Here is a 20,850-nt window from a genome sequence, read left to right as displayed (position 1 = left end):
ACGGTGCCTGGACGCGGCGTGGGAGTGCGCCCCACGATGGAATTCCTCCCCTCCGCGGGCGTTCCCTTCCCCATGACCACTTACGGAATCATCGGAGCAGGCAACATCGGCAGCCAGGTCGCGCGCGCGGTCCTCGCCCAGGGCGACGAGGTCGTGATCGCCAACTCGCGCGGTCCCGAGACCCTCGCCGACCTCATCGCGGAGCTCGGCCCGAAGGCGCGCGCCGCCACGGCGCAGGAGGCGGCCGAGGCCGCGGAGATCGCGGTCGTGACCGTGCCGCTGAAGAACCTCGAGCAGGTGCCGGTCGAGCCGCTCGCCGGCAAGATCGTGCTCGACACGAACAACTACTACTTCGAGCGCGACGGCCGCATCGAGGCGCTCGACAAGGGCGAGACGACGGTCAGCGAGATGCTGCAGAAGCACCTCCCGGAGTCGAAGGTCGTCAAGGCGTTCAACCACATCATGGCCGCGGACATCACGACCGACGGCACCCCGGCCGGCACCGAGGACCGCCGCGCCCTCGCCACGTCGAGCGACTACCCGGAGGCTGTGCACTTCGTCACCGACCTCTACGACCGCCTCGGCTTCGACACCGTCGCGATCACGCCGCTGAGCGAGTCCTGGCGCGTCGAGCGCGACCGCCCCGCCTACGTGGTGCGGCAGAACCGCGAGGAGCTCGAGGCCAATCTCGCGAAGGCGCCGCGCACGGTCTGACCGGTCGGCCCCGGCCCCCGGTCCCACGGGAGGGGGGCAGCGCCTGCGACACTGGAGCGAGACCCACCGCGCACCAGTGAGCCCGCCGGCTCCGAGAGGAGAGGTCCGCGCATGCCCCCCGAGATCCCCGACGTCCCCGCCGTCGATCGGCTGACCCGCCGCGGCCTCACCCGCCGCGGCGTCGTGCTCGGCGGCCTCGCCGTCCTGCCGCTGCTGAGTGCCTGCACCTTCGACTCCGCGTCCCCCTCGGACTCCGAGCCGCAGGAGGCGCCGCGCACGCAGGCCGCCGCACCCGCCGGTCCGGTGGCGCTCGCCGTCGACGCCGTGAGTGCGAGCGCTCTGCTGTTCACTGCGGCGCCGCTCGTCGTCGTGGCGGAGGACGTGCCCTCCTCGGTGCTGCTCGCGGCGCAGGTGAGCATCGCCTGGGGCGTGCCGCTGCTGGTGGAGAGTGCCGCGTCGACGGCGACCGCGACGGATTCGCCCGCGCCGTCCGGTTCCCCGGTCGACGCCGAGCTCGCACGCCTCGGCACCAGCCGAATCCTCGCCGTGGGCGCCGTCGCGGAGCACGCAGGTGTCGACACCGTGACCGCCGCCGCCGAGGCCGCCGCGATCGAGGAGGCGACCGGAGTCGCGGTCGGCGCGCTCGACGCCGCCTCCCTCGTCGCCCTCGCACCCGGTGCCCCCGCGGAGCCGCCCTTCGGCGCGCTGCCGGCGCGGGCCGAACCACTCGCCGGGGTGACCGCCCTCGCCCAGGCCGCCGACGTCGCGGCCGTCGCGAACGCGCGCGCGGTCGGCGTGCCGGTGAGCCTCGTCGACGACGGCGTCACCGACCTCCTCGCCTCGGGGCCGGCCGTCACCGCGATCGCCGACGCGGGCGCCTCCTGCACTCTGCTGCTCGGACCGGTGCTCGCCGCGCAGTCGCTGCCGGAGTGGTCGGTACGCGCCGCCGCGAGCGGCTGGCAGCTGCCCGGCGGCGGGCAGCGCCTCTTCGGCGGGCACCTCTACGTCGCGATCTACGGCACGCCCGGCGCTCCCGTCCTCGGCGTGCTGGGCGAGCAGGGCCTCGATGCCACGATCGCGCGGGCGGAGGCGGTGGCCGAGCCGTACCGCTCGCTCACCGATCTTCAGGTGGTGCCGAGCCTCGAGATCATCACCACGGTCGCGGCGGGCAGCGCCGGCGGCGACGGCGACTACTCCAACGAGCTCGACCCCGCGGGCATCCGCCCCTACATCGACGCGGCCGCCGCGGCGGGCATGTACGTCGTGCTGGACCTGCAGCCGGGCCGCTCCGACTTCCTCACTCAGGCGCAGGCCTACGAGGAGCTGCTGCGCCTGCCGAACGTCGGCCTCGCCCTCGATCCGGAGTGGCGGCTCGCCCCCGACGAGGTGCCGCTCGCGCAGATCGGCCGCGTCCAGGCCGCCGAGGTCGACAGCGTCTCGAGCTGGCTCGCGGACCTCGTGCAGCGCGAGGGCCTGCCGCCGAAGATGTTCGTGCTGCACCAGTTCCGGCTGTCGATGCTGCAGGACCGCGACAGCATCCGCCGCGACCGCCCCGAGCTCGAGTTCCTGATCCACGTCGACGGCCAGGGCGGCCAGCCCGACAAGCAGGCCACCTGGAACGCCCTGCACGAGGGCGCCCCCGAGGGCATCGCCTGGGGCTGGAAGAACTTCTACGACGAGGACCTCCCGATGCTGACCCCCGCCCAGACGATGGCCCAGGTCGCCCCCCTCCCCGACCTGATCACCTACCAGTAGCCCCCCTCCGCGAGATGCCACTTGTGCACGCGACACGCCGCGAAAAGCGTGCACAAGTGGCATCTCGCGATCGATGCCCGCGAGATGCGCGCCGTCGAGGGAGACCTCGTCGATGTCGCCGGTCGTCCTGGTGAGCAGGCGGGTCACGGTTCGAGCAGGTCACGCTCCAAGGTGTCCCCGGAGTGTGCGCTCGCGACCGCCGAGAGGAGTCGGCGGGCGTTCTCGGGGGAGTGGAGCAGATACGCGGTCTCGACCCGCGACTCGTCCTCCTCCGGCGCCCTGACCGCGGTCGGCACGACATTCCTCTGATCCATACGAAGATGGTCCCACGACTGTCGAGTGCGAGGGAGAACAACTCCGCGAGATGCCACTTGTGCACGCGACACGCCGTGGAAAGCGTGCACAAGTGGCATCTCGCGGAGGGGGGCGGACGGGGCCGGCGTCAGGAGGGCTGGTGGGCGGCCTCGCGGCGGCCCTCCTCCTTGGCCTGCTCGACGAGGGCGGCGACGCGGCGGCGGGAGCGGGTGCGGCCGGCGAGGAGCGCGGCGAGGATCAGCGCGAGGCCGAGGAGGACGGCGAGCTGGGGCAGCGGGACGGCGGCGGTGGTGGTCGACTCGGTGAGCGGGGCGATGTCGACGGGGTCGAGGCCCTCGGGGGTGACGACGGTCGGCGCGACGGTGAGGTCGGTGCCGACGGCGAAGAGGGGCCAGACGTCGTCGAGCTGGAGGGTGACGGCGCGGCGGTCGCCGGGGAGCAGCTCCTGCTGGGCGGCGTCGGCGGCGACGAGCGGGGCGGAGGCGCCCTGGGCGGTCGCGCTGCCGTCGAGGAGGAGGCGGACGTTGCCGGTGTTGACGATGTCGGCGGTGACGGTGAGCGCGCCGGGCTGGAAGGGGTTCCAGGAGAGGCGGTAGTCGCCGGTGAGGTTCTCGACGGAGACGGCGGGGGCGACGTCGCCGGTGACGCGGGTCATCACGCGGAAGCCGATGCGGCTCTCGACGCCGACGGAGGAGCCGCCGACGTCGGTGCCGACGGAGACGAGGGAGGCGGCGAGGCCGGCGGCGTGATCGCCGGGCTCGGCGTCGTCGGGGACGGTGACGGTGAAGGGGACGATGCCGGTGCCGCCGGGCTCGACGGTGACGGTCTCGGGGGCGGTGATCCAGGTGCCGGCGTCGACGGACTCCTGGTCGGAGGGGAGCATGTTGAAGCGGCCCTTGTCGGTGAAGTAGCCGTCGGCCGCGTCGATGCGGAAGGTGACGGTCTGGTCGCTGAGGTTGCGGACCGCGGCCTGCTGGTCGGCGGTGGCGCCGGGGTCGAGGTCGAGCTCGACCCAGGAGCGCTTGTCGACGGCGCCGTCGGTCGCGGGGCTGACGGCCCAGGTGATCTGGTCGGTCGCGGCGGCGGCGAGGGCCGGGGGAGCGGCGGAGAGCGCGAGCGCGCCGACGAGGACGGCGAGGAGGGCGCGGAGCACGGAGGTCATGGGGAGTCCAGGTTCTCACGGGGTGGGTCTCGATACGCCGCCTGCGACGGCTACTCGACCAGCATGCGAGGAGCCGGCGGGGGCGCCGCATGCTGATCGAGTAGGCCGCGGAGCGGGCGTATCGAGATCCACCTGTCCAGCAGGGTGGGTCTCGATACGCCGCCTGCGGCGGCTACTCGACCAGCATGAAGCGCGCAGCCGGCGGCGGCTACTCGACCGGCAGGCTCACTCGAAGAGCGAGAGGGTGAGCGTCGAGCTGTAGTCCCCGGCGTCGACGGTGGTGGGGGTCTTGAGGGTCAGGGCCGCGTTGGCGGTCCAGGAGCCCTCCTCGGCGACTCCGGCGGAGTCGTTGGTGATGGCGAGGAGCTCCTGGTCGACGAGGCCGACGCCGTCCGGGCCGCCGTCGATGGCGGTGTCGACGACGTCGCCCTCGGCGACCAGGCCGGAGTCGCCGCCGTCGATCAGGTTCGGCGCCCAACCGAGGTTCTCGGCGCCGATGGTGTCGCCGGTCGACGAGGTGAAGTCGCTCGCGGTGCCGAGCACGTACCAGCCGGCGCCGGCGGGGATGTCGGCGGCGTCGCGGGTGTCCGTGACGGTGACCGTGGGCAGGGTGCCGGTGAACTGGCGGACGACGCTGTTCGAGCCGTTCTCGGTCAGGGCGGTGGAGTCGCTCGCGACGGTCATCGAGAGGGCGCCGCCGCCGGTGAGCGGGGCGATCTGCACGTTGACGTCGACGTCGTCGGCGCCCTGCTGCTCGTCGGCGAAGGCGGTGCCGGCGACGCCGAGCAGGAGCAGGCCTCCGGCGATGCCGGCGGTTCCGCGGAGGAGGAAGGAGCGGGTGTTCATAGCGGGTGTTCTCCGTTCTCGAGACGGCGTCGTCGCCGTCCGGTTCAGTGGTGTGGGGTCAGTGGTGTCGGGTGGTCAGTGAGGTCGGTGGGGGACGCGAGCGCGTCAGCCGCAGCTCGCCGCCGCGTACGGCGCGGTGGCCGTGGCGGTGGCGGGCTTGCCCGCGACGAACGCGGTGGCCGTGGCGGTCGCGGAGCCGGCGGGCAGCGCGGCGGTGCGGGTCGTGAAGGAGTGGGTGACCGACTTGCCCGCGGCCACCTCCTCGAACGTCTTCGAGCCCGCGGTCGACGTGACGACCATCTTCACCGGGAAGGCGTTCGGGTTCGTCGCGACGACCGAGAGGACGACCTTGCCCTGCACGCATCGGGTCGAGGCGGTGGCGGTCGCCGTGATGGCGGGGGCCGCGGTCGGCACCGTCTGCGGGCTGACGCTGGTGAGGGTCGGGACGACCTTCTGCATCAGGCCGGTCGCCGGGTCGAAGGTCACCTTGTCGATGGTGGTCTCGCGGTGCTGGCCGTCTCCGCCGGGGATGGCGAAGCGGTGGTAGGCGATGTACCAGTCGTCGGTGCCGGGGACGTTGATGATCGAGCTGTGGCCGGTGGCGAGGATGCCCTGCGAGGGGTCCTTCTCCAGGATCACGCCGCGGTAGGTCCACGGTCCGTCGATGCTCGTCGAGGTCGCGTAGCCGACCTTGTAGTTCTCCGAGCCGGTGTCGTCGATCGAGTCGGTCAGATGGTAGAGCCCGTTGCGGTAGTTCATGAACGCGCCCTCGCGGAAGTCCGTGAGGCCCGAGATCGTCTTGATGGTGCCCGCCTTGATCGAGAGCATGTCGTCCGAGAGCTCGGCGTACACGGGTGCGCCGTTGCCCCAGAAGAGGTAGCTCTTGCCGGTGGCCGGGTCGGTGAACGCGGCCGGGTCGATGGCCTGGCCGGACTTCACGGACTCGCCGTTGGTGATCATCGGGGACTGCTGCGCGGTGAACGGGCCCATCGGGTTCGAGGCGACCGCGACTCCGATCGTCTTGCGGTCGAGCGCCGCGTTCTGGCCGGAGAAGTAGAAGTAGTACTTCCCGCCCTTCTCGATGATCGTCGGCGCCCAGGCGTTGCCGGTCGCCCACGGGACGTTCCCGTTCGCGCCGTCCAGGGTCAGGATCGGCTGCGCGGAGCGGGTCCAGTCGACGAGGTTCTTCGAGGACCAGGCGTAGAAGGTCTTGCCGCCCCAGCCGGGGAAGCCGTCCGAGGTCGCGTAGAGGTAGTAGGTGTCGCCGAAGACCGCGATGTTCGGGTCGGCGTAGAGGCCCGGGAGGACGGGGCTCTTCATCTCGACGGCCTTGAGCGTCCAGGTGGTGGTCGCTCCGCCGCCGGCCGGGGTCAGCACGACGGTCTGCGGGGTGCGCAGGTCGCGGACGGTGCCGGAGGCGGGGCTCGCGGTGACGCCCGCGGCGGTGGAGTAGGTGGGGGTCAGCTTCGAGCGGTCCGTGCCGGGCTTCACCGGGAGGGTGACGGTGCGGGTCGCCTGGTCGACGATCGGAGCGGTCTTCAGCACGTCGCCGGTGAGCGTCACGTCGGCCAGCACGGTGGTGTTGCCGGAGGAGGCGAGCACCTCGGCCGAGCTCAGCGCCCGGTTGTAGAGGGCGAACTCGCGGACCTGGCCGCGGAAGCGGTTGTCGGCGTCGTAGTTCGAGCGGCCGATGTAGTTGGCCGTGGTCGTGCCGCCGCCGATGTCCTTCGGGTCGGCCGTGACGGTGCCGCCGCCGACGCGGACGCCGTCGAGGTAGAGCGTCGCGGTGGTGCCGGAGAGCGTGTAGGTCAGCTGCGCCCACTGCCCGCGGGGGACGGCCGAGCCGGAGGAGACGGTCTGCTCGGTGGTGTAGTTCCCGGTGGTGAGGCTGGTGCGGTAGTTGTTGCCGGAGGTGAAGAGGTAGCCGTCACCCGCTCCGTTGGTGGTGTTGCCGAGGCCGTAGAGGAAGTAGGCGCCGCTCTGCGCGGGGTCGATCCAGACCTCGGTCTGCACGGTGACGTCGGTGACGCCGGCGAGCAGGTCGTCCGGCAGCTTGATGTAGTCGTCGGTGCCGTCGAGCTTGACCGAGCCGGTCTGCCAGGCGCCGCCCGAGACGATCGTGCCGTTCAGGCCGTTGCCCGAGCTGTCGGTGACGGTCGTGCCGGAGCCGCCGTCGAAGGTGTAGCGGAGGATCTCGCCCTTCGCGTTCACCGGCTTCGGGGTCGGGCCGGTGCTCGTGGCGCCGTAGGCCGCAGTGATGCGGGCCTCCTCGGCGCTGGAGAGCCGCAGCACCGAGCCGTGGCGGAAGGGCTTCGAGAAGGAGTAGGTGTTCGCTCCGGTCGTGCCCACCGGCAGCGCCGTGAACCGCATGTCCGCGAGGGTGTCGGTGACGTAGGCGGAGTAGCCGAACGAGTCGCCCATCACGACCCAGCGGCCGTCGGGCAGCTGGTAGACGGTGAGGCCCTCGAGGTGATCGGAGAGGCCGCGGGAGGTCTCCTCGCCGCGGGCGATCACGCGGGTCCACGGGCCGGCGAGGCTCGAGGCCTTGTCGACGACGGTGCGCCAGTCGGAGGTGGAGAAGCGGTAGTAGACGCCGTTCTCGACGGCGATGGTGGTGTCGATGATGTTCGGGCCGTCGGCGTTGTTGGTCGACGAGTTCTCGTCGAGCCAGACCTTCGGGGTGGAGAAGGTCTGGAAGTCGCGGGTGGTGGAGACGTAGACGCGCAGCGCCCAGTCGTCGGTGTTCACCTGCGTCTTGTCGCGGCCGGACCAGTAGACGTAGTACTGACCGGTCGCCTCGTCCCAGATCGCCTCGGGCGCCCAGACGTTGCCCGCGTTCGGCGCGCCGGCGAAGACGAGGTTCTGCTGGCCCCAGTTCACGAGGTCGGTGGAGCGCCAGACGACGAGCTTCTGGCTGGCGTTCACCTGGTCCCAGGAGCCGCCGCCGGCGGTGCCCTCGGCGTGCAGGTCGGTGCCGAGGATCCAGTACTCGTCACCCGTGGGGGAGCGCACGAGGTGCGGGTCGCGGACGCCGAGGGTGCCGCCGAGGTTGGCGAGCACGGCCTTGTCGTTGTTGAGCTTCGACCAGTGCAGGCCGTCGGTGCTGGAGCCGAAGTAGATCTTCTCGTAGTCGGTCGACGCGAAGTGGGTCCAGAGGTAGCCGGCGTCGTACTCGGTGTCGAGGTTCGCGGGCGCGGCGGTCACGGTGACCGGGAGCTGCCGGGTGGCCGTGGTGCCGGCGATCGTCGCGGTGAGGGTGACCGCGGTGGACGCGGCCTGGCGCTTCACGACGCCGGTAGTGCTGACGACGGCGGTGTTCGAGGAGGCCCAGGTGACGTCGTAGGCGCCGGCCTTCGCGGGCAGCGTGACGTTGCCGCGGACGTCGCCGGCGTTGACGATGCTCAGCGCGTCGAGCGCCTTCTGCGCGTCGGCGTTCGCGTCCTGCGCGGGCACGGTGGCGGTGAAGGTGCGCGTCTGCGTCGCGGAGCCGCGGGTGACGGTCGCGGTGAGCACGGCCTGGGCGGTGCCCGTGGCGGGCCGGGTGACGACTCCGCTCGAGGAGACGACGGCGGCGTTGCTCGAGGACCAGGCGATCGCCGAGCCGTTGGGCCCGGTGGTCGGCAGGGTGAGGTTCGCGGTGACGGCGGAGAGGTCGCCGAGGGTCAGCGCGGCGGCGTCGCGGGTGGTGCGCGTGGTGTCGCTCGCCTGGAGGGTCGCGACGTCGGCGGCGCTGAGCGCGCTGCTGTAGATGCGGAAGTCGCGCACCGAGCCGGCGAGGAACTTGTCGCCGGTGTAGACCGAGCGGCCGATCGCGTTCGCGGTGGTGCTGCCGCCGCCGATCGCGCCGGGGGTGATGGTCACGCCGGTCTGCTGCGCGACCTGGGCGCCGTCGAGGTAGAGCCGCGCGGTGTCGGAGGCGTCGTCGAGCGTGTAGGTGAGCGTCTTCCAGACCCCGCGGGCGAGGTCGGCTCCCGAGTTCACGGTCTGCTCGGTGGTCCAGTTGCCGGTGGCGATGGAGGTCTTGTAGCTGTTGCCCGTCGTGTACAGGTAGCCGTTGCCCGCGTTGTTCGTCGTGTTGCCGAGGCCCCAGATGAAGTACGGCGTGCCCTGGCTCGGCTTCACCAGCACCTCGGTGCTCACGGTGATCGAGCTGAGGCCGGCGAGCACGTTGTCGGGCAGCTTCACGAAGTCGTCGACGCCGTCGAGCGTCACGCCCGCGGCGCCCGAGGCGACCGCGCCGCCGGAGAGGACACCGTCGCGGCCCTTGCCGGAGCTGTCGACGGCGGTCGTGCCGCTGGTCGCGTCGAGCGCGTAGCGGAGGACGAGATCATCGGCCGGAGCGGCTGCGGCGGACTGCGCCGTCAGCAGCGGGACGGTGAGCGCGAGAGCCGTCACGAGGACGACCGGTCGCAGGAAGGGCTTCATCGCACTAACTCCTTGTTCGGCACCATTGCTGAAGGGAAAGGGTCCGGCACGCACCGGAGATGTTCACGGTAACACGATGTTGACGTCAACGCGACGGGTATCCGCAGGGGATTTCCGCGCCTCGGATCGGCCGCGCCGAGACGTCGAGAACGGTCGCCCCGAGAGTTCCGAGGCGACCGTTCGTGACGGATCGAGTGGCGCTGCGCCCGGACGTCAGGTCCGGTTGCGGGCCATCACCGCGCGCTGCAGGAGCACGAAGACGAGGAGGATGCCGCCGGTGATGATGGTGGTCGCCTCGGGCGGGATGCCGCCGTCGCGGGTGATCAGGACGTTCATCAGGCCGAGGACCAGGGCGCCGATCACGGAGCCGAGGACGAAGCCGACGCCGCCGGTGAGCAGCGTGCCGCCGATGACGGTCGCCGCGATGGCGTCGAGCTCCCAGCCGGTGCCGGTGATGTTCTGCGCGCTGCCGAGGCGGGCGGTGTAGACCACGCCGGCGAGGCCCGCGAGCGTGCCGCTGATCACGTAGATGAACAGCTTGGTCCGGACGACGGGCAGGCCCATCAATGCGGCCGACGGCTCCGAGCCGCCCATCGCGTAGACCGTCCGGCCGAGGCGGGTGCGGTGCAGCACGAAGAACGCGGCGGCGACGACGAGCACGGCGATGATCACGCCGGGGCTGATCACGAAGTCGTTGACCTTCGGTCCGTCGATCAGCTTGATCGGCGTCGCGAGCGACAGCACGGCCGAGTCCTCGGGGAGGCGCTCCGGGACCGTGCTCAGCATCGAGGCGAGACCGCGGGCCAGGAACATCATCGCGAGGGTCGCGATGAACGGCTGGACGTTGAAGTACTGGATCAGCACGCCCGAGATCAGGCCGAACGCGGAGCCGATCAGCACCATCAGGAGCATCACGAGCCAGGGGTTCCAGCCGCTGTTGATGAGCAGCACGCCGCTCACGCTGCTGAAGGCGATCACTGCGCCGACCGAGAGGTCGATGCCGCCGGTGAGGATCACGAAGGTGAGGCCCACGGCGAGGATGATCAGGTGCGCGTTGTTGATCAGCAGGTTCGAGATCGTGCTCGCCTGAAGGATGCGCCCGTAGGCGACCTCGCCGTAGACGATCATGCCCAGGAAGATGACCAGGGCGGCGAGGGTCGGCAGCTTGTCGAGGTGCTGGCTCAGCCACGAGGTGGCGGAGGAGCGGTTCGACTTCGCCGGCGGGGCGGGTCGGGTCAGCACGGCGCTCATGCGGGGATCGCCTCTTTCTGCGGGACGCTGCGGCGCGCCTCGCGACGGTTCTTGAAGGCGGAGCGGACCCGCTCCGACTGCAGCAGGCACAGGGCGACGATGACGATCGCCTTGAAGGCGGGTGTCGCCGAGGACGAGACGCCGAGGAAGACGACCGTCTTGTCGAGGGTGGCGATCAGGATCGCTCCGACGGCCGCTCCGGTGATGTTGAACTTGCCGCCCGCGAGGGAGGTGCCGCCGACCACGACCGCGAGGATCGCGTCGAGCTCGAGCTGGTAGCCGGTGCGCGAGACGTCGACCGTCATCACGCTCGCGGTGGCGAAGACGCCCGCGACGCCGGCGAGCACGCCGGAGCCGATGTAGGCGGTCATCAGCAGGCCGCGGCGGTTGATGCCGGCGAGGCGGGCCGCCTTCGGGTCCATGCCGATGGCCTCGATCATCAGGCCGAGCGCGCTGCGGCGCACCAGGACCCCGACGACCACGACGATCGCGATGGCGAGCAGGAAGACGACGGGGAGTCCGAAGACGTAGCCGTTGGCGAGCCAGCGGAACGGCTCGTTCGTCGCGGCGGTGTTCTGGCCGCCCGTGATGACCTTCGCCAGGCCGCGGCCGGCGAGCATCACGACGAGCGTGCTGATGAAGGGCTGGAGCCCCACCACCGAGACCAGGATGCCGTTCACGGCGCCCAGCACTCCGGCGACCAGCAGCGCGAGCGCGAAGGCGGCCGCGGCGGCGCCGAGCGAGTCCGGCGCGCCCTGGGCGTTGAGGAACTCCATCGAGACGGCGCCGGCGACGACCATGATCGAGCCGACCGAGAGGTCGATGCCGCCGGTCGCGACCACCAGGCACATGCCGACCGCGATCATCAGGATCGGGGCGGCGGCGCGGGCGATGTCGATCACGTTGCCGACGAGGTAGCCCGTGGTCGGGCTGACGGTGACGCCGAGGTAGCTCGGGTCCTTGACGACGTTGACGAGCAGCAGCAGCACGATGGCCACCGCTCCCCAGAAGTACTGACGGCGGATCAGGCTCGCGAGGAGCGAGCCCCGGTCCGGTCGCGTGTCGCTGCTCATGATGCGGCCTCCTGCGTGGCGCCTTCGAGAACGACGACGTCCTCGTCGACGACTCCCTCTGCGGCGATGGTAGTGACGATCGACTCCGCAGTGACAGCGGGTCCGTTGAGGATCTCCGCGATCACGCGGTGGTCCTTGAGGACGATGATGCGGTCGCTGAGGCGGACGACCTCGTCGAGCTCGGACGAGATGAAGACCACGGCGACGCCCTCGCCGGCCAGGGCGACGACCTTCTCCTGGATCTCGGCCTTCGCTCCGACGTCGATGCCGCGGGTCGGCTCGTCGAGGATGAGGATCTCCGGGGCGGTGGCCAGCCAGCGCCCGAGGAGCACCTTCTGCTGGTTGCCGCCGGAGAGCTTGCTGATCGGGCGGTCCGGGTCGGCGGGGCGCACGTTGAGCTCGACGAGGTACTTCGCGACGATCTCGTCCTTCTCCTTCTTGGAGAGGGGGCGGGCCCAGCCGCGCTTCGCCTGGACGGCGAGGATGAGGTTCTCCCGGACCGAGAGGTCGCGGATGATGCCCTCGTCGCGGCGGTTCTCGCTCGAGAACGCGATCTTGTGCGCGAGGCCGGCGGTCGGCGTCGGGACGTCGATCTTCTTGCCGTGCAGCGTGATCTCGCCGGTGTCGGGCTTGTCCACGCCGTAGATCAGGCGGGCGAGCTCGGTGCGGCCGGAGCCGAGGAGGCCGGCGAAGCCGACGACCTCGCCGCGGTGCAGGGTGAGGTCGGTGGACTCGATGGAGCCCTTCTTGGCCAGGCCCTTCGCGGTGTAGAGCGGGGCCTCGCGGTAGAGGTGGTCGCTGTCCGCGCGCTCGGAGTCGAGGGAGCGCAGGGCGGCGATGTCCTTGCCGATCATCTTGGAGATCAGCGAGGTGCGGTCCAGCTCGTGCGTGAGGTACTCGCCCACGTAGGTGCCGTTGCGCAGCACCGTGAGGCGGTCGCTGATCGCGTAGACCTGGTCGAGGAAGTGCGAGACGAAGAGGATCGCGACACCCTCCGCGCGGAGGCGGCGGATGACGACGAAGAGGTTCTCGACCTCGTTCGCGTCCAGGCTCGAGGTCGGCTCGTCGAGGATGAGCACGCGCGAGTCGCTCACCGTGGAGCGGCTGATCGCGACCAGCTGCTGCATCGCGATGGAGAGCGAGGAGAGCGGGCGGCGCGGGTCGAGGTGGCCGAGGCCGAGGCGCTCGAGGGCGCGCTTCGCGGCCTCGTGGGTCGCCCGCCAGTTGATGCCGAAGGGACCGCGCACCTCGTAGCCCAGCATGACGTTCTCGCCGATGCTGAGGTTGGTGCAGAGGTTGACCTCCTGGTAGACGGTCGAGATGCCGGCCGCCTGCGCGTCGGCGGTGCCGGCGAGGCGCCGGGGCGTCCCTCCGACGACGATCTCGCCGCTGTCGATCTTGTAGACGCCGGTCAGCGCCTTGATGAGGGTGGACTTGCCGGCGCCGTTCTCGCCCATGAGGGTGTGGACCTCGCCCGGGAACAGGCGGAAGTCGACACCGTCGAGGGCTTTGACGCCGGGGAAGCTGATCGAGATGTTCTTCATCTCGACGATCGGAGGCGAATCCGCCATGTCGCGTCGTTCCGTTCTCGAGTGGCGCTGCTCTGCGCCGGAGGTGGGAGCGACCGGGACCCGCGGTGGGGTCCCGGTCGCTCCCGGTGGGGGTGTGGTGCTTAGAACTTGCGGTCGGGCAGGGCGGTCGCCGCGGCCTCGGGCGAGTCGAAGGTCTCGCTCGGGACGACGATCGAGGACTCGACCTTCTCGCCGGCGAGGGTCTTCTCGACGGCGTCGAGGGCGGTCTCGCCGAAGAGCGGGTTGTACTCGGCGACGAAGCTGAGCTCACCGTCGGCGAGGGCCTGCAGGGCGTTCTTGGTGCCGTCGATCGTGGCGATCTTGACGTCGACGCCCGGGGTGAGGCCGGCCTCCTGGACGGCCTGGACCGCGCCGAGACCCATCTCGTCGTTCTGCGCGAAGACCATCTGGACGTCGTTGTTGTTCGACTTCAGGACGGTCTCGAAGACGCTCTTGGCCTCCTCGGTGGACCAGTTGGCGGTCTGCGCGCCGACCTTGGTGAAGGCGGAGTCGGCGCCGATGACCTCGTCCCAGCCCTCGTTGCGCTCGTTGACGACCGAGACACCGGCGGGGCCCTCGAGGGTGAAGTACTTGGCGCCGTCCGGGAAGGCGGTCTTCGCCCAGTCGGCGACCGAGGTGCTGACCGCGATGTTGTCCGGCGCGATGCGGGTGACGTAGAGGTCGGTGTTGTCCGGCTCGATGCCGCGGTCGATCAGGATGACCGGGATCTCGGCCTCCTGAGCGCGCTCGAGCGAGTCCTCCCAGCCGGAGCCCTCCGTGGCCGACAGCAGGATGATGTCGACGCCCTCGTCCACGAAGGACGTGAAGGAGTCGATCTGCGACTTCTGGTCGCCGTTGGTGGCGGGGGCGTACTTGAGGTCGTAGCCCGCGTCAGCGGTGAACGTCTCCTCGATGTTGGTCTCGTTCGCCTGACGCCACGCGCCCTCGGGGCCGACGGCCACGAAGCCGATGGTGGTGACGTCGTCGCCACCGCCGCCTGCGGCCGTGTCCGAGCCGCCGGAGCAGCCGGCGAGGCCGAGCGCGAGTGCGCCGACTGCTGCGAATCCGAGGAACTGGCCGAAACGCCTCGTGTTGTACATGGATCTCCTCCTTGAGATCACGGACGCGCGGGAGCGTCCGTGGGTGCGGGCCCAGGGGCCCGGATGTGATGAGTGCAGTGCGGGCCTGGCGCCCGAGGTGCAGTGAGTGCAGGATGTGCGGTGGACGCCCGTCGTGCAGTGACACGTCCGGGTGCGTCCTGGGCAAAATGTTACCGTGAACAATTCTTGTGACGCAACAGCGTTCCGGCCTCTTCGGTAACGATCGTGCATTAACGCCGGAGACCCGCCGCCTCTGGAGAGGCGACGGGTCTCGAGGTGGGCGGGTCGTGCTACTCGCCGTGCTGCAGGCGTCGGCGCAGCAGCAGCGCCCCGCCGCCGAGCAGGAGCGCGAGCGCTCCGAGCGGCAGCAGCGACAGGTCGGTGCCGGTGGCGGCGAGCTCGCCGTCGGGTCCGGCCACCGGCGCGGGCGCGTGCGGCGCGGGCCGGCCGGGCGCGGGCTCGCCCGGCGCCGGGACCACGGGCGGCGCGGTCTCGGTCGGCATCGGCACGGGCGTACCGGTGGGCTCAGGCGTGGGCGTGGGCTCCGGCGTCGGCTGGGGCGCGCCCTCCTGCGCGAGCACCGGCACCGTCGACCAGTCGATGTCGCTCGCCAGGCCGTACGAGGTGTACGACGGCTGGTTGTACGCGGTCTGCTGGCGCGCCACTTCGACCCGGTACTGCGGGTCGTGCATCAGCGTCGTCAGCTTGCGGTCGGTGACCTCGGTGCTCGAGTAGATCCGGATCGCGCTCGAGTCCGCGGTCGGCAGCAGGAGCTCCTCGCGCCAGTCGCCGAGCACGTCCGCCACCAGCGACGGGTTGCCCTTCGTGCCGTTGTTCGTCACGGTGCCGTCGGCCGAGAGCAGCACCGTGCCGTCGCCGGTGACGATCGTCGGAGTGACGGGCGTCGCGTCCTGCATCGTCGTGCTGGCCACGATCTGCGTGGTCATGTCCGCGGCCCAGCGGATGCTCTGGTTGGTGCCGGGCTGCTCGGCGGGATCCGCGCCGTCGATCGGCTCGCCGCTCGCCGAGAGCGTCCCGATCGCCCAGACCTCCTGGCCGGGGATCGCCGGGTCGATGTCGCCGATCATCCCGCGGCCGGTGTCCTTGCCGGAGTAGGCGCCGAAGAGCACCTCGCCGGTCGCGGCGTCGCGCAGCGCGTAGCCGTAGGGCGCGCCGACGCCGCCCTCGTGCACGGAGAAGATCTCGAGCCCGGGGTTCGCCGGGTCGATGTCGGTGACGTGCATCGCGTCGCCGTGGCCGAGCTTGGCCTCGGTGCCGGGCGCGCTGCTGCCCTCGGGCAGGGTGTCGTAGGAGCTGTAGAGCAGGCTGCCGTCGTCGTCGAGGGTGGCGGAGCCGTAGACGATCTCCTGCCGGCCGTCGCCGTCGACGTCCGCGGCGCTCAGCGAGTGGAAGCCCTGGGTGGTGAGCGTCGCCCACTCCGGGCTGGTGCCCTCGCGGCCGTGCGGGGTGTCGTTGAAGGGGTTGGTCAGCGGGACGTGGCCGCTGTCGGCGACCCAGCGCTGCGAGAGCGAGGTGCCGTCCCAGTCGTAGGCGACGACGACCGCGCGGGTGTAGTAGCCGCGGGCGAAGACGGCGGACTGCGTCTCGCCGTCGAAGGAGGCGACGCCCGCGAGGAAGCGGTCGTTGCGGTTGCCCGGCTCGATCCGGGAGTAGGCGTAGTCGCCCCAGAGCAGGCCGTCGTCGCCGCGGGCCGGCTCGTAGGCGACGGTCTGCAGCTCCTCGCCGGACTCGCCGTCGAAGACCGTGAGGTACTCGGGGCCGCTCAGGATGAAGCCCTCGAAGGTGGTGAGGTCGTTGCGGTCGCTTCGGCTCGGCGCGTAGACGTCGATGAAGTAGTCGGCGAGCTCGGTCGCTCCGGCGCGGTCGAGCGGGTAGGCGTGCGTCGGCGCGATGCCGAACGCCTCCTCGAGCGTGGCGGGCCACTGACCGGAGGTGACCTCCTCGCGCGTGCCCCAGCCCTCGAAGACCTCGATGAGGTGCTCGCGGTAGCCGGCGGCGGAGAGGCGGTAGTCGTCCTGCGGGGTGACGCCCGCGGCGACGTCCTCGGGGAGGAGTGTGATCGACTCCGCGCGGGCGGGGTCGCCGCCGGGCAGGATCGTCGTGCCCGGGGCCGTCTTGGTCATGATCTCGGAGCGGCCGTCGCCGTCGAAGTCCGAGACCAGGAACTGCGTGTAGTGCGCGCCGGAGCGGATGTTCACGCCCAGGTCGATGCGGTGCAGCAGCGTGCCGTCGGCCTCGTAGGTGTCGAGGTAGGTGCTGCCGGTGTAGCCCTTCTGTGAGACGTCCTTCGCGTTCGAGGGGTACCACTTCACGACGTACTCGTAGTCGCCGTCGCCGTCCATGTCGCCGACGCTCATGTCGTTGGCGCTGTAGGTGTACGCCTCGCCGGCCGGGGTGACGCCGTCGGCCGGCTTCTGCAGCGGCAGCGTCTCGAAGGCGTCCGCCGAGGCGACGGCCGGCGCGCTGGGCTCGCCGGGGGCGCCGTCGACGAGCGGGACCACGCGGTACTCGTCGCCGGGCGCGCCCGCCGGGTCGTGCAGGTTGGTGCTGTCGGTGACGACGCCGATCCGCTCCACCCCGCGGTAGACGGCGAAGTCGGCGCCGACCATCCCGCTGTCGGAGGAGCCGGTCACCTCCGTCGCGAGCAGCCGCCAGCTGACGAAGACGCCGCCGTCGGGCGACGCGAGCGCCACGACCCCGCGGTCGAGGTCCTCCAGCTGCGCGGTGAGGACGGGGTTGGCGGGTGGCGCTGTGGTCACCGCGGACGCAGGCGCGGCCCCGGTCAGCGCGAGCCCCGCGGCGAGCGCGAGGCCGAGGCCGGAGCGGAGCGCCCCGGCGGCGGTGGTCGGACGGAACGGACGTGAATTCGGCATTGAATCCCTCGGCATCGATGGTCCGGGATGCAGGAATGCGCTTTCCCCGGTCCCGCGCCACCCTACGTGAGACGTTTCACAGGGGTCAACCGTGTCCACCGGCTTCCGTCATCGCGGGTGCGGATGCTTCAGACCGTCCTCCCATTCGGGATGGCCGGCGATGAAGTCGAAGAGCTTCGTGCTGAAACCGCTTCCTCCGCGGACGCCGTCGACGAGATCGGCGAGAACGACGAACCATCCCCAAGGGGTGCCGAGATAGATGCTCGGGTCGGCCTCCGTTCGCAGCCGGTTCAGAACGAAGGGCTTCACGGCGACGACTCTGTTCCAGATCCGACCGTGGTGCGCGCAGACGTTCCGCAGGACGCTGAGCGAATGGTGACCCAAGCGCGCGCGGACAGCGATTTCCAGATCGGACAGGCCGTCCATGACGATGCTGCGGACGGCGGCGTCGAAGCGATAGAGATCGCGGATCCTGTCGAGGGTGACACCGGGCTCGAAGCGATTGTCGCCGTCGTGAGGGGCGACCTGGAAGTAGCGCCAGTAGCCCGAAGCCCGATAGTACGAGTGGTCGTAAAGGAATCGGGCGAGGACCGAGTCGGAGACTGCACCGTCGAAGCCGCGCCCGCGGAGGAGCTCGATCTGTTGAGCGATGCTGAGTGACGGTTTTGACATCGTGCGGATGGCCCCGGGGAAAAGAAAAGGCCCCCCGGTATTGAGGATGCTCGCGCACTAGCCCTGGGGGGATCTGTTGCCCCGAGCGTAGCAGCGGACATTGTCCGCGCCTGCGGCTCGTGCCGGTCATGGCGCGGGATGCAGGTCACCAGGCGTCGTCGGTGGCGTCGTCGTCCGTGGTGTCGGCGGCGATCATCTCGACGATGGTGTCGACGGTGAGCCAGGGGCCGTTGCTGACCTCGCCGATCTTCTCGCGGTCCTTGAAGACGACGATGCGGTCGCTGAGGCGCACCACCTCCTCCAGCTCGGAGGAGATGTAGACGATGGAGACGCCCTCCTTGGCGAGCTGGGAGATGTGCGCCTGGATCTCGACCTTCGAGGCGACGTCGATGCCGCGGGCCGGCTCGTCGAGCACCAGCAGGCGCGGCCGGGTGGCGAGCCAGCGCGCCAGGACGACCTTCTGCTGATTGCCGCCGGAGAGGTACTTCACCGGGATGTCCGGGTCGGCCGGCGTGATGTTCAGCGCCTCGACGTAGGTGGCGACGAGTGCGTCGGTCTCGGCCGCCGAAAGCGGGTGCGCCCAGCCGCGCAGGGCCTGCAGTCCGAGCACGAGGTTCTCGCGCAGCGACAGGTCGCCGATGATCCCGTCCTCGCGGCGGTTCTCGCTGGAGTGCGCGATGCGGTTCCGCAGCCCCGACACCGGGTCGACGATGTCCGCGTGCTCGCCGTCGATCAGCACCTCGCCGCTGTCCGGCCGCTCCACGCCGCTGAGCAGCGACGCCAGCTCGGTGCGTCCGGAGCCGCGCAGGCCCGCGAAGCCGACGATCTCGCCGCGGTGCAGCTCGATGTCGGTGGGGGAGACGGCGCCCCGGCGGCCGATGCCGACCGCGCGGTAGATCGCGGGGCCGGTGGGCTGGCGGCGGTGCTCGCGGCGGTCGGAGCCGATCTGCCGGAGCGCGTCGATGTCCTTGCCGATCATCTTCGCGATCAGCTCGGCCCGGTCCATCCGCCCGGCCGGGTACTCGCCCTCGGTGCAGCCGTCGCGGAGCACGGTGATGCGGTCGCTGAGGGTGAGCACCTGCTCGAGGAAGTGCGAGACGAACACGATCGCGACGCCCTGGCCGCGCAGCCGCCGCAGCACCGTGAAGAGCCGGGCGACGTCGCCGAGGTCCAGGCTCGAGGTCGGCTCGTCGAGGATCAGCACGCGCGGCCGGTCGACCATCGCGCGGCCGATCGCGACCAGCTGGCGGATCGCGGGCGAGAGCGAGCGCAGCGGAAGGCGGGGGTCGAGGTCCTCGAGCCCCAGCTCGGCCAGCATCTCGGCCGCCCGCGCATGGGTGCGCGACCAGGAGATCCCGAGGCGCCCGCGGATCTCGTGCCCGATCATCACGTTCTCGCCGATGCTGAGGTTGTCGGTCAGCCGCTCGTCCTGGAAGACCGCGGTGATGCCGGCGGCCTTCGCGTCGGCCGGGCCGCTGAAGCGCCGGGTGACGCCGTCGACGACGATCTCGCCGGCGTCGGGCTGGTGGATCCCGGTGAGCGTCTTGATCAGCGTGGACTTGCCCGCGCCGTTCTCGCCCATCAGGCCGTGGATCTCGCCCGGCACGAGGCGCAGCCGCGCCCCGGCCAGTGCGGGCCCGGAGGAGAAGGAGACGTGGATCCCGGTCATCTCGACCACCGGGTCCGGGCGTGCGGGACCGGGGCGTGCGGGAGTCGTCGTCGACTGAACTGACACGTGCCGTCCTCGGTTCGTGTGCGGGGCGGCGCCGGGGGAGCGTCGCGCCTGGGGTGCCGCCGATGATACGCGAGCGCCGGTCGCGAGCGTCAGCTGCGCGGCGGCGCCGTCGACTCGCGCACCACGAGCTCGGTGGGGATGCGGGTGCGCTGCGGGATCTCCTGGCCGCGGATCCGCGCGTGGATCACCTCGGCGACGGTGGTGCCGAGCTTGTCGAAGTCCTGCCGCACCGTGGTCAGCGGCGGCAGGAAGTGCCGGGCGGTCGGCAGATCGTCGAAGCCGACGATGCTGACGTCCTGCGGCACGCGGATGCCGCGCTCGACGAGACCGTGGATGACGCCGAGCGCCATCTCGTCGTTCGCGACGACCATCGCGGTGAACTCCGGGACCGACTGCAGGCTGCGGGCGAACTCGTAGCCGGAGTCGGGGGTCCAGTCGCCGATGACGATCGGGCGCTCGCGCATCCCCCAGGCCTTCGCGCGACTGTGGAAGGCGCGCTCGCGGGCGCGGGCGTCGAGCCAGTCGAGCGGGCCGGACATGTGCAGCACGTCGCGGTGGCCGAGCGAGGCGAGGTGGTCGACGGCCTGGCTCATCCCGGCCTGCTGGTCGACCGAGACGGTGAGGAAGCTCGGGTCCTTGTCGGACTTGACGACGAGGGTCGGCACGCCGATCTCGACGGTGCGCAGCGTCGCGACGGAGGAGGAACGCGGCGCGATCACGCAGAGCGCGTCGATCCCGAGACCGGAGAGGTGCCGGATCGCGTCGACCGGGCTCATGTCCTGGTCGTCGCGCAGCGCGACGGAGGTGACGGAGTAGCCCTTCTCGCGCGCGGCCCGCTCGATGGCGCGGAGGGTGCTCGAGGGGCCGAACTCGGCGCCGCTCTCGATCATCACGCCGATGCGGTCGGTGCGCTGGGTGACGAGGGAGCGCGCCGCGATGTTGGGGCGGTAGTCGAGCTCGGAGACGGCCTCGAGGACCTTCTGCCGGGTCGACTCCTTGATGTTCGGGTGCCCGCTGAGCACGCGGGAGACCGTCATGTGCGAGACCCCGGCGACCGCGGCGACATGCCGCAGGTTGGGCCGTTCGGCCATGGCGCGGACCTCCTCCGCTCCCCTGGGGGGAGAGCCGGGCACCCTCGGTGCGGCGGGATGACGAGGGCTCGACATCGCGGGTCCGTTCAGCATAGTCAGCCGTCGCTGTGCGGCACGGCGCGCGGGAGGCGAATCGGCGGCGAACCCGCTCAGCAGGAGGGGTTTGACCTTGCGCAACTACCGCTGTTACCGTGAACAAATTCTCGCCCCGGCTCTCGGATCCGCTCTCCCGCGGCCCGACGGGGC

The 20,850-nt window shown here is 71.0% G+C and carries 14 protein-coding genes; 2 read left to right on the top strand and 12 right to left on the bottom strand.

Annotated elements, in window-relative coordinates; all coding sequences use genetic code 11:
- The first annotated feature begins 72 nt into the window (after positions 1-72).
- Together EDF35_RS04900 and EDF35_RS20670 are read left to right on the top strand one after the other, a co-directional pair.
- Positions 73-714 carry an NAD(P)-binding domain-containing protein gene (locus EDF35_RS04900; RefSeq protein WP_133960922.1) on the top strand — a complete coding sequence of 214 codons (642 nt, stop codon included), beginning with the start codon at positions 73-75 and terminating at the stop codon, positions 712-714.
- A gap of 111 nt (positions 715-825) precedes the next feature.
- On the top strand, positions 826-2,469 hold the full coding sequence (locus EDF35_RS20670) for a hypothetical protein (protein ID WP_166674007.1): 1,644 nt from the start codon (positions 826-828) through the stop codon (positions 2,467-2,469).
- Between the two features lie 143 nt (positions 2,470-2,612).
- On the opposite strand, the gene EDF35_RS20665 is transcribed toward EDF35_RS20670, so the two are convergent.
- The 12 genes from EDF35_RS20665 to EDF35_RS04840 all read right to left on the bottom strand — a co-directional run bounded on the left by EDF35_RS20665 (position 2,613) and on the right by EDF35_RS04840 (position 20,604).
- Positions 2,613-2,783: a hypothetical protein gene (locus tag EDF35_RS20665; protein ID WP_166674006.1), complete on the bottom strand. Its 171-nt coding sequence runs from the start codon at positions 2,781-2,783 to the stop codon at positions 2,613-2,615.
- A gap of 128 nt (positions 2,784-2,911) precedes the next feature.
- On the bottom strand, positions 2,912-3,946 hold the full coding sequence (locus EDF35_RS04890) for a DUF916 domain-containing protein (RefSeq protein WP_133960921.1): 1,035 nt from the start codon (positions 3,944-3,946) through the stop codon (positions 2,912-2,914).
- Positions 3,947-4,171: 225 nt separating this feature from the next.
- On the bottom strand, positions 4,172-4,792 hold the full coding sequence (locus tag EDF35_RS04885; protein ID WP_133960920.1) for a hypothetical protein: 621 nt from the start codon (positions 4,790-4,792) through the stop codon (positions 4,172-4,174).
- A 105-nt stretch (positions 4,793-4,897) separates the two neighbouring features.
- Complete coding sequence (locus tag EDF35_RS04880; RefSeq protein WP_133960919.1) at positions 4,898-9,217, bottom strand: family 43 glycosylhydrolase; 4,320 nt, start codon at positions 9,215-9,217, stop codon at positions 4,898-4,900.
- A 213-nt stretch (positions 9,218-9,430) separates the two neighbouring features.
- The gene (locus tag EDF35_RS04875) at positions 9,431-10,468 is read right to left on the bottom strand and encodes a sugar ABC transporter permease (RefSeq protein WP_133960918.1); all 1,038 of its coding nucleotides are present in this window, start codon (positions 10,466-10,468) and stop codon (positions 9,431-9,433) included.
- Positions 10,465-11,541, bottom strand: coding sequence for an ABC transporter permease (locus tag EDF35_RS04870; RefSeq protein ID WP_123705748.1), 1,077 nt, complete (start codon positions 11,539-11,541; stop codon positions 10,465-10,467). Before EDF35_RS04870 ends, EDF35_RS04875 begins: the two co-directional genes overlap by 4 nt.
- Positions 11,538-13,112, bottom strand: coding sequence for a sugar ABC transporter ATP-binding protein (locus EDF35_RS04865; RefSeq protein ID WP_133960917.1), 1,575 nt, complete (start codon positions 13,110-13,112; stop codon positions 11,538-11,540). The genes EDF35_RS04870 and EDF35_RS04865 overlap by 4 nt, the downstream gene beginning before the upstream one ends.
- Before the next feature lie 101 nt (positions 13,113-13,213).
- Positions 13,214-14,212 (bottom strand): ABC transporter substrate-binding protein, encoded by a 999-nt coding sequence (locus EDF35_RS04860; RefSeq protein WP_123731749.1) that lies wholly within the window; start codon positions 14,210-14,212, stop codon positions 13,214-13,216.
- 290 nt (positions 14,213-14,502) lie between these two features.
- On the bottom strand, positions 14,503-17,106 hold the full coding sequence (locus EDF35_RS04855) for a rhamnogalacturonan lyase (RefSeq protein ID WP_208323008.1): 2,604 nt from the start codon (positions 17,104-17,106) through the stop codon (positions 14,503-14,505).
- A 108-nt stretch (positions 17,107-17,214) separates the two neighbouring features.
- Positions 17,215-17,778, bottom strand: a complete 564-nt coding sequence (locus tag EDF35_RS04850; RefSeq protein ID WP_133960916.1) for an Abi family protein — start codon at positions 17,776-17,778, stop codon at positions 17,215-17,217.
- A gap of 145 nt (positions 17,779-17,923) precedes the next feature.
- A complete protein-coding gene (locus EDF35_RS04845; RefSeq protein ID WP_347876890.1) occupies positions 17,924-19,513 on the bottom strand; it encodes a sugar ABC transporter ATP-binding protein in 1,590 nt (529 codons plus the stop codon).
- Between the two features lie 89 nt (positions 19,514-19,602).
- The gene (locus tag EDF35_RS04840) at positions 19,603-20,604 is read right to left on the bottom strand and encodes a LacI family DNA-binding transcriptional regulator (protein ID WP_166674005.1); all 1,002 of its coding nucleotides are present in this window, start codon (positions 20,602-20,604) and stop codon (positions 19,603-19,605) included.
- Positions 20,605-20,850: the final 246 nt, after the last annotated feature.

The organism is Rathayibacter sp. PhB151 (genome assembly GCF_004366415.1).
Taxonomy (GTDB): domain Bacteria; phylum Actinomycetota; class Actinomycetes; order Actinomycetales; family Microbacteriaceae; genus Rathayibacter; species Rathayibacter festucae.
This window is presented reverse-complemented; position numbering and strand designations above follow the sequence as displayed.